The organism is Methanococcus voltae (genome assembly GCF_024807655.1).
Classification (GTDB): Archaea; AGJL01; Methanococci; order Methanococcales; family Methanococcaceae; genus Methanococcus; species Methanococcus voltae_D.
In genome coordinates, this window is sequence record NZ_JANUCR010000003.1 from 215,118 (window position 1) to 230,022 (window position 14,905).

The 14,905-nt window shown below is 28.6% G+C and carries 13 protein-coding genes; 4 read left to right on the forward strand and 9 right to left on the reverse strand.

Annotation, left to right across the window (positions count from 1 at the left end):
• Positions 1-259: 259 nt before the first annotated feature.
• Positions 260-775 carry a chorismate pyruvate-lyase family protein gene (locus J3E06_RS05155; protein WP_013180223.1) on the forward strand — a complete coding sequence of 172 codons (516 nt, stop codon included), beginning with the start codon at positions 260-262 and terminating at the stop codon, positions 773-775.
• Positions 776-804: 29 nt separating this feature from the next.
• Here the strand turns inward: J3E06_RS05155 and serB are convergent, their stop codons facing one another.
• Positions 805-1,503 (reverse strand): phosphoserine phosphatase SerB, encoded by a 699-nt coding sequence (serB, locus tag J3E06_RS05160; RefSeq protein ID WP_013180224.1) that lies wholly within the window; start codon positions 1,501-1,503, stop codon positions 805-807.
• 260 nt (positions 1,504-1,763) lie between these two features.
• On the opposite strand from serB, the gene J3E06_RS05165 reads away from it, so the two are divergent.
• Positions 1,764-2,603 carry a D-aminoacyl-tRNA deacylase gene (locus J3E06_RS05165; RefSeq protein WP_013180225.1) on the forward strand — a complete coding sequence of 280 codons (840 nt, stop codon included), beginning with the start codon at positions 1,764-1,766 and terminating at the stop codon, positions 2,601-2,603.
• A gap of 35 nt (positions 2,604-2,638) precedes the next feature.
• Here the strand turns inward: J3E06_RS05165 and J3E06_RS05170 are convergent, their stop codons facing one another.
• The 5 genes from J3E06_RS05170 to J3E06_RS05190 form a co-directional block, all read right to left on the reverse strand.
• Positions 2,639-5,008 (reverse strand): cohesin domain-containing protein, encoded by a 2,370-nt coding sequence (locus J3E06_RS05170; protein WP_013180226.1) that lies wholly within the window; start codon positions 5,006-5,008, stop codon positions 2,639-2,641.
• Position 5,009: 1 nt separating this feature from the next.
• Complete coding sequence (locus J3E06_RS05175) at positions 5,010-5,924, reverse strand: hypothetical protein (protein ID WP_013180227.1); 915 nt, start codon at positions 5,922-5,924, stop codon at positions 5,010-5,012.
• 110 nt (positions 5,925-6,034) lie between these two features.
• A complete protein-coding gene (locus tag J3E06_RS05180) occupies positions 6,035-6,607 on the reverse strand; it encodes a hypothetical protein (protein ID WP_013180228.1) in 573 nt (190 codons plus the stop codon).
• Between the two features lie 250 nt (positions 6,608-6,857).
• Complete coding sequence (locus J3E06_RS05185) at positions 6,858-9,008, reverse strand: ATP-binding protein (protein WP_013180229.1); 2,151 nt, start codon at positions 9,006-9,008, stop codon at positions 6,858-6,860.
• Between the two features lie 246 nt (positions 9,009-9,254).
• A complete protein-coding gene (locus J3E06_RS05190; RefSeq protein ID WP_013180230.1) occupies positions 9,255-9,770 on the reverse strand; it encodes a hypothetical protein in 516 nt (171 codons plus the stop codon).
• A 354-nt stretch (positions 9,771-10,124) separates the two neighbouring features.
• Here J3E06_RS05190 and J3E06_RS05195 point away from each other — a divergent pair, with 354 nt between their 5' ends.
• Positions 10,125-11,351, forward strand: a complete 1,227-nt coding sequence (locus J3E06_RS05195; protein ID WP_013180231.1) for an aspartate aminotransferase family protein — start codon at positions 10,125-10,127, stop codon at positions 11,349-11,351.
• A 152-nt stretch (positions 11,352-11,503) separates the two neighbouring features.
• Here J3E06_RS05195 and radA read toward each other — a convergent pair whose 3' ends face one another.
• From radA to J3E06_RS05210, 3 genes are all read right to left on the reverse strand, one after another.
• On the reverse strand, positions 11,504-12,472 hold the full coding sequence (radA, locus tag J3E06_RS05200) for a DNA repair and recombination protein RadA (protein ID WP_013180232.1): 969 nt from the start codon (positions 12,470-12,472) through the stop codon (positions 11,504-11,506).
• Positions 12,473-13,123: 651 nt separating this feature from the next.
• Positions 13,124-13,507 (reverse strand): hypothetical protein, encoded by a 384-nt coding sequence (locus J3E06_RS05205; protein ID WP_013180233.1) that lies wholly within the window; start codon positions 13,505-13,507, stop codon positions 13,124-13,126.
• Between the two features lie 137 nt (positions 13,508-13,644).
• The gene (locus J3E06_RS05210) at positions 13,645-14,055 is read right to left on the reverse strand and encodes a hypothetical protein (RefSeq protein WP_013180234.1); all 411 of its coding nucleotides are present in this window, start codon (positions 14,053-14,055) and stop codon (positions 13,645-13,647) included.
• 250 nt (positions 14,056-14,305) lie between these two features.
• Between J3E06_RS05210 and cbiT the strand changes: the two genes are divergently transcribed.
• On the forward strand, positions 14,306-14,893 hold the full coding sequence (gene cbiT / locus J3E06_RS05215) for a precorrin-6Y C5,15-methyltransferase (decarboxylating) subunit CbiT (protein ID WP_013180235.1): 588 nt from the start codon (positions 14,306-14,308) through the stop codon (positions 14,891-14,893).
• Positions 14,894-14,905 lie beyond the last annotated feature (12 nt).

Below are 14,905 nucleotides of genomic sequence, written 5' to 3' on the forward strand. Positions count from 1 at the left end.
CTAATAATTAATAAACTAATAATTAATAATTAATAAATACTCTTTTTATTTTTTTACAACGTTGTAATAATTTAATAATATCCGATTAGATTTTAAGTTATGATTATTTTTAAATTAAAATTAAATAAAATTAAATAAAAACAAATATATCCAATAAAAATAATAATTAAAAAAATAGAGAAATATATAAAAAATTGCAATATATCCTATTATATGCTACCGAATTGTATAAATTACTATAAAAACTACTGGTGAATGTATGGTCAATATTAAACCCTACAAAGTTATTTCAGAACTTAATGAACAACATAAATTATCCAATGTTGAAAAAATATTGCTTGGTACGGATGGAAGTATCACTAACTTATTAGAAATCATTTTCGAAGGCAAAGTCGCCGTAAAAACAGTTTATCAAGAAATAATCGATAATGTTAACTACAGGGCAGTTGCCCTTAGTGTTAAAGATATCCCTTTAATATATGCTACATCAAAAACGCCATTGAGCAACATTGAAGACTATTATATCAGAGAAAGTGTTAAGAAAGACCTTCTTTCTGCAGATATACCCATTGGAAAAATTTTAAAAATTCATAATTTAGAAACTCGTAGAGAAATTGAAAACATATCTGTTTCAGAAGTTCCCGAGGATGCTAAAAAGTTGTTAAATCCACTTAGGGAAGAATTACCTCAAAGAAAATACTACATAATCCATAATAATAAACCGATTATGGAAATTGATGAATATTTCAATATTGAAGACCACCTAACAAAATAAAAATAAAAATAAAAATAAAAAAAATTGATTTATTCTATTTTTAAAATTTTTAAAATATTACTTAAATCTTTTTCGTCAATACAATAATCTGCCCTATCTTTTAATATAGGTTTTGCACAGAATGCAATCCCCAAACCTGCAATATTAAACATACTGATGTCATTTGCACCATCGCCAACTACTACGGTATCTTTTAAATCAATATTTTCTTTTTCAGCGATTTTCGTTAAGATTTCTCCTTTAGCAAGTTTGCTTGAAACATTTTTTATAACTTCTCCAGTGAGTTTTCCATCTTTATATACTAATTCATTTGCAAATTGATAATCTAAATTTAATACATCCTTAATTCTTTCTGTTGCAAATGTAAAACCGCCACTTACAACACCTGTAATATATCCATTTTCCTTTAATTTAAAAAGTGTTTCTTTTGCCCCATTCATTAATTGAATACTTTCTAAAAATTCCAAAATTTGTTTTTCAGATAATCCTTTTAATAATTGCACTCTTTTTTCAAGAGCTTGCTCAAATTCTAATTTGCCATCCATTGCATCTTTTGTAATTTGTTCGACTTCTTTTTCAACGTTATTAAGTCTTCCCAATTCATCAATTACTTCACAATCGATTAATGTGCTGTCTAAATCAAATAAAATTATTTTTCTCTTACTACAGGGTTTTTTTTCATCTTTTGTATTATCGTTTATATTTTTTTCTTGCTTGTTATCATTCATTAAATTCACCGAAGTTATTAATTATTAAAAAATATGGTTGATATATGCGTTAACATATGCGTTAATGTTTAAGATAATAGTTATTTTCTCTATCTATTAATAGCATATATCGATTAGAGGATTTAATTATTTAAATTTTATCTAAAACCATCTAAATATTTATATAGTTTTCAAAGATATGTAAATTAAAGTAAATTAAATTAAAATCAAAACAAATAATTTAATTAAAATAGATAATATATGTACTATATTGTGATAAAATGGATAATGTTGAAAAATATGATAAAAAATTTGATATTAAAAATTATGTTTTAATTTCCTCGAAACAAGACCCTGCGAGCCAGAATTTAAAAGAAGAAATGGAAAAAAAAGGCTATAAAATTTTTGAAATTGATGAAAGAACGACGAGAACAGATAAAACCATATATCCTAAAGCAGAATGCTACATTTTTTTATCAAAACACGCCAGTGCGACAGGCAAGCCGACACTTACCGTACATACACAAGGAAATCTTACGGAAGACAATTCACACGGTGGAAATCCTGAAGAAATACCTTATTGTATGCCCGAGTTAAACACGATTCTCTTGCAAAAAATAAATGACTATAATAACGAATATAATAAAGAATATAATAAAGAATACGTCGAAAACAAAGCTGATGAAAAAATAACCTTTGAAGTTAGCTTCGAAGTACTACATCACGGCCCTACGGATTTAGATGCGCCTTGTGTATTCGTAGAAATAGGTAGTACTGAAGAACAATGGCAAATGAAAGACCCTGCAAGAATAATTGCTAATGCACTTGATGATACATTGAATATTTTATTAAAAAACGAACAAAAACCATTAAAAAAAGCAATTGGACTTGGAGGTGGTCATTATAGCCCAAAATTCACAAAATTAGCTTTAAAAGATGAATATTATTTGGGTTATTTAGTACCAAAACACGCCAAGTTGTCAAAAAATATGTTTATGCAACTTTTAACAAAACAACCTGTAGATGTTGTTTTAATCGACTGGAAAGGATTATATGGTGAAGATAAACGTAGATATATCCAATGGCTCGAAGACTTAGGTATTGAATGGTTAAGAATTTAAAAAAGAATATTTATTTTTATTTTATTTTATTATTTTTAATATCTCCTAAAATGATTAAAAATTTTCCTTAAATTCCTAAATGCGTGATATCTCAAAATTCTACGATTTTTAGGTTTTTTCACAACAATTACCGATGACAAACCTACTGCAAAACTTATTACTGTTAGTATCATATATAGAACTACTGAATTAGGCGATATTACTTCAATTTTCTTTGTAATTTCATATTCTTTTACTTCAGGTATTTTATTTACTTTAAAAGTCATTTCTTGATTGCCTAAATTGATATCCCTGTAATTTGAACTACTACTTAATGAAGATATGACCCCTTCGAGTGATTTTTCCACAAAATTCCACTCGTAATATTGCAAATAAAATTCTTCATCTTGTGTTTTAGAACTCGGATAATATCTAACATCAAATTTCAAATCAAATGGCTTATTTGACGAAGACGTAATAATCATTGTAAGATTTCTTGATTCATTTGCCGGAATCATCACTTCTTTACTACTTTTAGTAATTGCACTATTTTCTATTACTTTGTATGCAGAAGGGTTTTTAAATGATACAAAAGCACTTACATCTGCACACAACGGATTATATAGCTCAAAAGTTGCTAAATAAGTGATATTTGTATTTTCGCTATTATTATCATTAATATTGTCATTACTGTTAGTATTATTATTATTATTATTATCTGCAAGTGCAAAGGAGTTATTCACCTTTTCGATTGTGTAATTTAAAACGTTATATTCTTTTAAAACTAAATAACCTTGCATATTTCCTGTTGCGTTTAATTTATCTTCTACGGTGCAAGATACAGAATACTGACCGTAATCATACCTGTGAGAAGGTTCTTCCGTAGTAGATTCCTCATCATCTCCAAATTTCCACTCATAGTCTAAATCGTCTATGTCATCATCAGGGTCATAGGGGAATGGAAGAAATGAGACATAGTTATTATCTGAAATTACATACCCTGCTGAAATAGTAGGTGCTACATTCGCATCTTTTTCAAATATATTAATGGTAATATCCTCTAAATCAACATTGACTACCGATTCATTATTAGATACGCTGAAATTTCCCAAAATTAATGGCGCACTTGAATTTTGATTGCTTGCAGGCGTTAATCTAAATTCTAAAACGGAATAATCATCTTCTTCAATTCCCTTCTCTAATGTAATATTATAAATTAAATAACTCTCATTTATCTCTAATTTTGAATAATTTACTTTTTCATAAACTTCAGAAAATTGAGATATTTTAAATTCATCTGCGGAGAATTTATTTTCATCTACGTAGATATAACCGGAAAACTTAGTTAAGTTATTGTCTTCCATATTATATGCCTTAAGCCTAAATTTTTCGTATTGACAAAATGTTAAGTCTGTAGATGATACAGCCGTTGAAGAACTGGCTGGAACTACTGCAAAGTACGGTTTATCATCTACTATTACGCCTCCTGCGTACGAAACTGATTTATTACCTATTGGAGTGTTTCCCACGCTTACATTGTAGGTTATCACACTTTTTAGGTCATCTATTGGATTATTTAATTTTAAAGGTATTGATATAATTTCACTATAAGTATAACTTTTATCATATTCATCATCAGAAGTATTTTTTAAAGAAATAAGAAATGAATTTTTTGAATTATCGATAATATAATAATTATACTGAGAATTTGCAACTTTAATATCATAATTACCGATTATTTCAACATTATCATTCCCATCGTTGTTAAAATTAAAACTACCGGATATATTACCCAAATTTGGATTAGATGCATCAATGCCATAAATTTTTAAAACGGCTTCGTTATCTACGTTGGGTGTTGCCTTGTTTATAATTAATTCGGCTTTCATACCTTCTGAAACTGATATATTGGCTTTATTAATAACAGGAGTTATTGAAACACCAGTATTATCTGAAAACTCATAATTTCGAGGAACTATTGACGTATTACCGCCTTTTAAAACTTTAAATGATAACGTTGCAATTTTATAATAACCTTCAGGTGCAGTACTTGGGTCAAACCACAACATAGTTATTAATGACGATGAAACCTCTGCACGTTTACTTGATGCAGTATCTGCAATCGTACCAAGTTCTATATCAGTTAATTCCAACATAGCAGTATCATAATTAAATTTTGACTGTATAGCAGATACTTTTGGAGTATTACCCCATAAAGTTAATTCAAAGGAGTCCCCTACTCCCGCTGATTTAACTGTGGGGCTTAAAGTCATTGAATAATTTGTATTCGCATTTTCGTTGAGTGCAAATGTATTTGGGATAGCAATTAACATAATAAATAAAAAAATTGCAAATAATAATTTAGAATTTAATTTTAGATTTTTACTTAAATTTGTATTTTTACTTAAATTTTTATCTATTTTCATATTATTTACCCCCAAAACGTGAGAATAAACCGAAAGCTACCCCTGAAATTAAACCCATTCCTATTGCTAAAAATACTAATTTAATATCAAAAACTGTCTCCGTATCTACATTTACACTTATTTTGGGTTCTATTTGTGAAACATTAATTTCCTGCACATGAACCACAGTTTCGCCTTGATTTACACGAATATTCAAACTTGAAGAGTCGGCCATATCTGTATTTTGGCTTGATTCATCTACTTTTTCAGTAGTTTTTGTTTCTCCGGTGTAATTAGCTTCTTTTTTAATATCCAACTTTAAATCATAATAGTTTATAGAAGGATAACGCCCTGCAATTTCTACTTTTTCTATATCTTTGTAATAGGGGTTATTTCCATTATAAGACAATCCATAGTTAGATGTTATGTCCCCGCCCATAGTTAATTCGGTTTCCCCAGCTTTTATTGGCGTATAAATAATTGTACCTAAAATGAAGTCTTTTTCAACAACATCTTCAAATGAAATCGATAAATCAAGTTTTCCATCTTCCATTTTATAACGCTTAAGTTTTGTGTCTTTAAAATCTTCACTCCAATTAAAACTTACAGGTTTTAAATATTCTTCAGAGTAGTTCATTAACACATCTAAACCTTTACAACCGCCGTCCTTTTCATCAGAACGTTCAGAATAACCTAAATTAGTGGGAATGTTTTCCACAACCACGTCAAGAACTATATTAGTACCATCGTACTCTAATTCTTCACGATATTTTGTTTTATCGTGTTCTATTAATTTAACTCGCAAATTGTCCTTTTCATCGTCATCACTGGATGCGGGGGCAATATTACAAGTAGCTAAAAAAAATACCAACAATATACATAATATGAAATATTTATTTTTTCCATTAATGCCATAGTTTTTAAGATTTAATTTCATAGTAAACCATCCAATATCAAAAATAATCAAAAATATAAACAATACAACAATTAAAAAGGTAAAGAAAGTTATTGAAAGTTATTAAATGTTATTTAATCGTTATTTAATCGTTATTTAAAAATACTTAATATCATATCAATTAATGAATCAATAAAACCTTTATCACTGGTTTCTTCCCCTTTAACATTTATTTCACTCTTTAAATATTCTGTAGGGGTTGAATCACCCTTACTATTGGAATATTCATACTTTAAAAGTGAATAATAATCCCCTGGGGCATTTGCTTTGACTTTAACAATATACAAATCTGCACTTTTATCTATTGTTCCATCAAAAACTACAAATGAATTTATTATGATATTATTATTTGTTTTTAATTTATAGAATTGTTCGGTTGCCAATTCTTTTAAGTGGTCATTTCCGGTGAGGGATATTATTTCTAAACTGCCTGGAAGTTCTAAACTTGTTTCAACGCCTGCTAAATCATCAATACTTTGGTCATACTTAACAGTTATCTCGAATGTTTGTCCAACGCTTATATTGGTCAAATCGGTGCTTGGAATTACTTCTACATTAAAATTAGAATTTTGAGAATCTTCCGGAGTTTCTGCAGATACTACGGACATTCCAAGTCCTAATAATAAAATTAAGCCCATAATTAAGCTTATTTTTATATTTTTCATAGTGATACCTCCCATTTTTGGGTAATGTGCTTAAAAAATATAGGTGTATGTATATAATAAGCATATATAAAGTTAATTTTAACGAATATAAAGTAAGCTATAACAAATTATGATATTATTGTATATTATAATATATATAACTTTACTATAATTAAAATAAAGTAGAATAAAATAAAAAAATAGAAAGATAAAAATAAAAATATTAAAAAATATAAGAATAAAATAAAAAAATAAAATAATATATAAAATTTTAAGTAAGTCGGTATTTGCCAAATTTAGGCGAGAATACTTCTGCATTCTTAGCTAATTTTTCCAACAAGTCTTCGACTTCAACTTCTTTTATATGGCACTCTTCCGCCCTATTAATAATATCATCTTTATTAGCAAGTTTAGTCTCGCTTAATGCAGATAATTCTCGGATAATTTCCATCACTACGTTCATTTTATCCATTTTTGACTTTGGAATCTTACCCATACCTTTATCAATATCAAAAGTACCGGTTTCTGGGTCAAAAGCTACCTGTCGTAAACATTCGTCAATTATGTCAATAGCCACTTTCGTGTCTTTTTCGTTTACTTTATCAGATAATCTTGCCTTTGCGTGCATTTCGGATATCCTAACGACTGCTTCGAGCTGTCTCGCAGTTATCGGTATAGGATTGTTTCCCTCACCGTGCTTACGCATGTCCACATAGAAATCTTTAATCATTTTCATAGAATTTTTATTCAAATTAGGCGTCTTTATAAGTTTTGAATCAGTTTCTCGCAAATATAAGTTTTTATTGTCTTCCATATAAGCGCAAGTCCTTGCAAAGATGATATAATTCTTTAAAAGCTCGTCATCAACCGTTATACCGCCAATATTTAAATCTGCCAACACATCGTACTGTTTAGTAGCACTTTCATAGTGAGTACTTAAAATGTGGTCTGCAATCTCTGCATCCCTCTTTCTGTCAGGGTTGTCCTTCAATGGGAAAATTAAATCAAATCTACTTAATAAAGGTTGGGGCATATTTAATTGTTCCACTACGCCTAAATTTCTGTCAAATCTACCATATTTAGGGTTGCAAGCTGCAAGAACGGCACATTTTGCAGGTAATTTAACATTTATACCCCCTTTGTTAATATGTATAGTTTGGCTTTCCATAGCTTCTAATATAAACTTCATAACGTTTTTATCAACTGTTAACTCATCAATACAAGCTGTACCTTGGTTTGCTTTAACAAAAACCCCTGGTTTAACTACCCAACCATCACCTATTTCCGTAGCTTCCCTTACTACGTTAGCAGTTAAACCTCCCCCTGTAGCCGTAGTAACAGAGGCATAACCATTTTGAGGGAATAATCTTGCGATTCTTCTTAACATTGTAGATTTACCGATACCCGGGTCGGTAATTAATAAAATGTGGCTATCATTTCTTAATTCTGAACCGTCAGGTAGGTACTTAATACATCCTTTCACTTGTTGCAATAAAATTGCCTTTTTTACTAAATCGTGCCCTTTAATTTGAGGTATAAGGAATTTTGAAAGAATATCTATGATATTTTTATTTTTGCCGAGTTCCTTAAGCAAATCTACTTTTTCGCCATCTCTTAAAAGGTCCTTAACTTCTATTTTTTGGAAATTTTCACTTAAATTTACGTGATTACTCCTCGTATAAATCTCATAAACTGGCATATTAGGACGAGATTGTTTTTTCATCACCGTTCCCACTACGTCAACCCTACCCGAGTAAATTCCGTTTGAATTTTCCAAAAAAGTCCTTATGCTCCTTGGTGGGTCGTCAGGATTTTTCATTAAATCGATTGGTTGCTGTATCTCTAACTCTTGGATATTTGCATAAGTTGAATTTTCCTGGTCGAGTCTCATTTCAGTTCCGCAGTTTTGATTTCTACAGTACATCTTTAAAGGCGTAAAATAATCACGAACTGTTTTATACTGGATATTTCCACAACTTGCACATACAAAACAAGCTCTTTTTAATAAAGCGCATACTTTAGCTGCTTTTATAATATTGCCCTCAAATTTAACCAAATTATTAATTTCGGAGGATGTAATTTCATCTATCTTTCTATCGCAACCGATTGGATTTTTGAATGCAATTTGTATTTTTTCGAGTTCTTTCTCTACTTTTTTAGAGTTATCTATAGGGAAAAGCTCTAAATAAGCCTCTTTAAAGATTTGAAAAATGGTATCTTCGGATAATTTTGGATTTTCGTATATATGGTCTGTAATGTCGCAGGCTTCTATATTTTCGTGTAAAAATTTTTTAATATCAAATTCAAAAACGTTATCACGAACCGTATTTATCGCTAATTCGTCCTTTATGAATTTTTTAATTTTTGAACCGTACGTATTTACGAAATATTCTTCATCAAAGTCTAATTCAAGGTTATACATATTATTATCCCTACAATGAGATGTTTTTAAATTAAAATATGAGAATTATTAAGTATATTTTCTATATTTTTATTTCTTTTTTTTAATTATTATTTTATTTTATTCTTATTTTATTCTTATTTTATTCTTATTTTATTCTTATTTTATTCTTATTTTATTCTTATTTTATTCTTATTTTATTCTTATTTTATTCTTATTATTATTACTATTGTTTATTTCTTAGTTTTATGATTCTTTCTTTAATCTTTAATTCAATAATTCACTTTCAAATTCACAGTTTCTAAGTCTTTGGATAATTTTAGTTAATTCGGGGTTTACCGTAATTTTTACATCTTTTTTTTGCGGAAAACCAAATGCTATTTTTTCAAATAAGCAAGCTGTTTCAGGCATTTTCATAAGAACGTTATGTGCACATATTTTTGATATACGGGTGCTTAGTAAATCGTCTAAATGATTTATACAAGCGATAGTGGCCATATCTTGATTTGATATTAAAGTTCCCGAACTTTCAGAATTTAAGAAAGATATTCCAACCAGTATTTCCTCAAGATTTAAATAGGTCAAATCAGGATTTCTTCTCTGGTCTTTGAGTATATCAAACAAAGTTATTGCCAAATCTTGAATACTTGACCAAGGTAAGTCAAAATTTACATTTTTGGCTTTTATATCTTCTTTTGTGATTTGCCAGAGTGGAACCTTTGTTTCTCCTTTGTAAACCTCGTATTCCGTACATTTTAAAAATAATAACGAATAAGCATCCAAAATATCATCCTCAAGTTTATGTCTTATTATTATGTCATACTATTGTTTCTTAATCTTACGTATGATTTTTATTGTAAATTAAATATGGGTAAAAATAATATATAAACATTATATACTAAAATTAATCGTAGTACTTACTAATTAATTTATAATATTACAGTATTGTATAATTATAAAAATTATCGTAATTATCGTAATTATCGTAATTATAATAATTATAATAATTATAATAATCGTAGGATTTAAATATCTAATTAAGTTATTATAATATGTTAAATTCTTGATAAAAGAAATAACACTAATAATACTAAAAATACCAAAATAAAATTAAAAAAAATACTTGTGAGGAAAATTATGCCGAATTTAGAAAGATTATCAGAAAGGACTCAAACAATAATTAACGATGAAAGAGAAAATATAATCCATACCTATGGACGATTACCTGTCGTACTTACAAAAGGAAAAGGTATGAAAGTTTATGACATTGACGGGAATGAATACCTTGACTTTTTGGGCGGTATTGCTGTTAACAATATGGGGCACTGTAATCCTGAAATTGTGGAAGCCCTAAAATCACAGATTGACAATTTGATGCATATTTCAAATATTTATTACAATGTTCCACAGGTTGAACTTGGTAAAATGCTTGTCGAATTAAGCGGTTTGGACAAGTCATTCTTTTGCAACAGCGGTGCAGAAGCAAATGAAGCTGCAATAAAGCTTGCTCGACGATATGGTAAACAAATTAGTAGCAAAAAAGGATTTATTAAAAGTGGAGAAGTTATATCCATGGAGCACTCTTTCCACGGTAGAACATTAACGACCGTTACTGCTACGCCAAAACCAAAATATCAGGAAGGTTTCGAACCATTACCTACAGGTTTTAGATATGCTCCTTTCAATGATATAGAAGCGCTTAAAAGTATGGTTTCAGAACATACCTCTGCAATAATCATTGAACCTGTTCAAGGTGAGGGTGGAATTTACCCTGTTGATAAAGAATACTTAAAAGAAGTTAGAAAAATCTGCGATGAGCTTGATATCGTATTGATATTTGATGAAGTTCAATGCGGTATGGGCAGAACTGGCAAAATGTTTGCTTGCGAGCACTACGGCGTAAAACCAGACATTATTACACTTGCTAAGGCACTTGGAAATGGTTTCCCAATCGGTGCAATCATTGCTAAAGAAGAAGTTGCGGAAGCTTTCCAACCTGGAAGCCACGGCACCACATTTGGAGGTAATCCAATGGCTTGCGCTACAGCAATAAAAACTTTAGAATTACTTAAAAATCAGCTTGATTATACATTGGAAATAGGTAAATATTTCAAAATGAGATTAGAAGAATTAAAAAATAAGTACGGATTTATAAAGGAAGTAAGAGGATTAGGTCTTATGTTGGGCATAGATTTGTCATTTAATGGCTCAAATATTGTGCCTGAAATGCTTGAAAAGGGATACCTTATAAATTGTACGTCTGATACAGTATTAAGATTCTTACCACCATTGATTGTTGAAAGGGAACATATTGATGGATTAATAAACTCATTAGATGAAATATTTTCAAAAATAGAACAATAATAAAATAACTATAATAAATAAAATAATTAATATAAACTAACTAATATAAACTAACTAATATGAATAAAATAGATAAATTAAAAAAAAATTATTTTTATATTTTATTTTTTTATTTTAATTTAATTTTCTTTTCTTCTTTTTTTCGTGTTTAATTAATCTTGAATACCTTTTTCAGTAATTCTAAATATTGCTTCGGAATCAGGTAAGTGAGGTGAGTCGTACAATTTAGCAACTCTTTTGTCGCCTTTTCCTTTTCTAACAAAGAATCTGAATGTAGCTGCGTGCCCTACGATGTGTCCACCGATTGCTTGCTCTGCCATACCAAAGAATGCGTCCGGTTTTGCTGAAACCTGGTTTGTAACGAGTACTACACAGTTGAAAAGGTCTGCTAACTTGTTTAATGTTGCCATATGCCTACCTAATTTTTGCTGTCTTTCAGCTAATTTTCCTCTACCGGTGTATTCATTTCTGAATGTACTGGTTAAAGAATCAATTACGACTAATTTAATGTTGTTTCCATCATTTATAAGGTCTTCTATCTTTTCAGCAAATAACATCTGCATATCTGAGTTATAAGCTCTTGCTACAAATGTATTATCCAAAATTGTTTGACCTTCAATTCCTGCGTGTTCTGCCATTTGCATAATTCTCTCAGGTCTAAATGTACCTTCGGTATCGATGTAAACAGCTTTTGGTGCAGCTAATTCCTCATCCGAAACTGCACTTTCGTCAAAGAATATGCAATCAGGACGTTGTAAGTTTACACAGCTTTGGTGCATAATCTGAGTTTTACCGCTTCCGAAAACCCCTGCAAATTCAGTCACTGATTGACTTTCTAATCCGCCACCTAAAACGTTGTCTAATTCTCCGCTGTTAGTGGATAATTTCCATACTGTGCTTCTTTGTTTCAATAAGTCTATACCACTTTTAAAACCCAAATCACATAAGTCTCTTGCACCCATAATCATTTTAGCGGCTGCTTTTTCACTTATGCCTTCAATATCGGTTAATTCACCCACTGTAGCAGTAGCTATTTTCATAAAATCTATGTATCCACCTTCTGCTAATTTTTCAGCGGTTGAAGGACCTACTCCCGGCAAATCAGTTAAATTATCACTCATAAACTCACCTTATTATTAACTTGTAATATATTAACAAATACAAATATAATAATTTTTATGTTCATTATATTCAAAGTATTTAATTTTAGGTTTTTAATTTTAGATTTTTAAGTATGGGTTTAAAAATAGAACGATATCCATTAAATTTTACTAAAATTGATTTTTATTCGTTGAAATTATAATTTTAGTAATTGCTCTTTGCGATACACATTAAATTGTTATTAACTTATTTTAAATAGTATTCATATGTCTCGAATGTGTATAAATTTTTATTAATAACTACAGAATATTAATAATAATTTCATATATTTTTAAAATTATATATTATTTTGTAATTAATTTTATTTTATTTGCAAATGGATATAAGTTCATAAAGCTGTTTAAATTTATTTAAAATGTATTTATAATATATTTAACCATATTATAGATTAGTCCTAAGAACTATATAATCGTAAATCTAAATTTATTTATTTTTTGTAAATTTATTCATTTTATAGATTGATTATATAGTATATATATTTTATTAATTAAAAAATATGGCGATTAATAAATATAATAAATCTACTGAAAAACTAAACTACAAATAATTATGATAAAATAAGATAAAATAAGATAAAATAATATAAAATAATATAAAATAAAAAAAGGTAATTAATAAAGTAATTCATAAGTTGCCGAATAAATATTTTGCCCGTCAGCAATTGATAAGCCTATCACAATTGCAATAAGTATGATTCCTAATATTAACGAAGGTATTTCGATAATAAAACCGTTTTTATAGGTTGTTTTAAAGAATTCTTTATTTATGTAGAAATTCATCACATAACTTAATATAACCCCTAAAGGAACGTATGCAAAGACTATTCCCACAAAAAATTTGATAATAGACACTTTAGTAATTAATGTCATATCACTATCCATTTTAGCAATTTTTACCCCCAAATAAGTTAGAAAAATTTGCAAAACCATTCCAATTAATAATAATGCAACAATAAAAACCGCAGAAAGTCCTGCAACAATTTCAAAAGTATTCATAATTTCACCAAACTATAACCCGTATATATTAATTCTAACTATATATTATCATAAATTATATAGTTTTTCATAGGGTTTAAAAATACAGAACTTTAATAAATATATAATATATAAAAAATAAAAAAATAAAAAAATAGTTAGTTAAGTTGAGTAACCGTAGCTGAAGATGGGTCAAGGGTTAAATAACCTACCCCGAGTACCATAAGGATTATTAATACGATTCCCAAGAGTATTCCAAAGATTATTAATGGTAATTCGATAATAAAACCATTTTTCCAGTCTGTTTTAAAGAATTCTTTATTTATATACGTTGCAGCCAATAGGGCGAGTATAAATCCCATTGGAAACATATTTAAAATTGCACTGGCTAACGATTTATACAAAGATACTTTAGCAATTTCTTTAAATTCAGAATCTATTTTAACGATTTTTAAACCAATACATGTATTTATAAGCTCTAAAACAAAACTAATAACAAAAGCTAACGCGAAAACTGCTATTACGCCCATTCCCAAAAATCCAAGTCCTAACATAGTGTCTGCAGGCATTTTCTCACCAACATTATAATTTTTTTAATAGAATTAATTTATTTATTCCACATATTATATAGGTAATATATCCCAAATTTTATTTATTATCCAATATTCTATATTCCATATTTTAGCAATTTTATTAATTTTATTAATAAAATATAATTTAAATTAAATTATGTTATTATATATACCATTAATTATGTACTTAATAGTATAAAAGTAATTAGTAATTAAAATATCAAATAAACAATATAAAGGCGATAAGTTGATTAAAGATGAAGATTTTATTAGGAACGAAAGTGTACCTCTTACAAAAGAAGAGATTAGAGCATTAAGTTTATCAAAACTAAATTTAACACACGACGATATTGTTATAGACATTGGTTGCGGTAGCGGAGGAATGACTGTTGAGATAGCTACTATAGCTAAAAAAGCTTATGCGATAGATAATAATGAAGATGCAATCAATACTACAAACGCCAATTTGGAAAAATTTGATATAAAAAACTGTGAAGTAATATCTGGGGACGCTAAAGAAGAATTGGAAAAAATACTAAATAATATATCCTCCGAAACTGTCAAAACTGAGGAAACTGCTAAAAATTTAAAAATATTTATCGGCGGTACTCAAAATATTGAAGAAATTTTAAGCATAATAAATAAGTATGGTATAAAAACAGTTGTATCAAATACCATTGTTGTGAATACGGGCTTAAAAATTGCTGAAATATTGGAAAACTATGATTATGAAATTGATTTAATTAATATGACTGTTTCATACGGTAGAAGGATAAAATCAGGATATATGATGATGGCAAGGAATCCTATTACCATAATAACGGCTAAAAAATAAATATGAAAAAAT

Excerpts from the sequence above, each read along its gene's own strand:
- J3E06_RS05165 (WP_013180225.1), top strand. The coding sequence starts at position 1,764 with ATGGATAATGTTGAAAAATATGATAAAAAATTTGATATTAAAAATTAT.
- J3E06_RS05195 (WP_013180231.1), top strand. The coding sequence starts at position 10,125 with ATGCCGAATTTAGAAAGATTATCAGAAAGGACTCAAACAATAATTAAC.
- serB (WP_013180224.1), bottom strand. The coding sequence starts at position 1,503 with ATGAATGATAACAAGCAAGAAAAAAATATAAACGATAATACAAAAGAT.
- J3E06_RS05205 (WP_013180233.1), bottom strand. The coding sequence starts at position 13,507 with ATGAATACTTTTGAAATTGTTGCAGGACTTTCTGCGGTTTTTATTGTT.
- J3E06_RS05175 (WP_013180227.1), bottom strand. The coding sequence starts at position 5,924 with ATGAAATTAAATCTTAAAAACTATGGCATTAATGGAAAAAATAAATAT.
- radA (WP_013180232.1), bottom strand. The coding sequence starts at position 12,472 with ATGAGTGATAATTTAACTGATTTGCCGGGAGTAGGTCCTTCAACCGCT.
- J3E06_RS05170 (WP_013180226.1), bottom strand. The coding sequence starts at position 5,008 with ATGAAAATAGATAAAAATTTAAGTAAAAATACAAATTTAAGTAAAAAT.
- J3E06_RS05180 (WP_013180228.1), bottom strand. The coding sequence starts at position 6,607 with ATGAAAAATATAAAAATAAGCTTAATTATGGGCTTAATTTTATTATTA.
- J3E06_RS05210 (WP_013180234.1), bottom strand. The coding sequence starts at position 14,055 with ATGCCTGCAGACACTATGTTAGGACTTGGATTTTTGGGAATGGGCGTA.
- J3E06_RS05185 (WP_013180229.1), bottom strand. The coding sequence starts at position 9,008 with ATGTATAACCTTGAATTAGACTTTGATGAAGAATATTTCGTAAATACG.
- J3E06_RS05155 (WP_013180223.1), top strand. The coding sequence starts at position 260 with ATGGTCAATATTAAACCCTACAAAGTTATTTCAGAACTTAATGAACAA.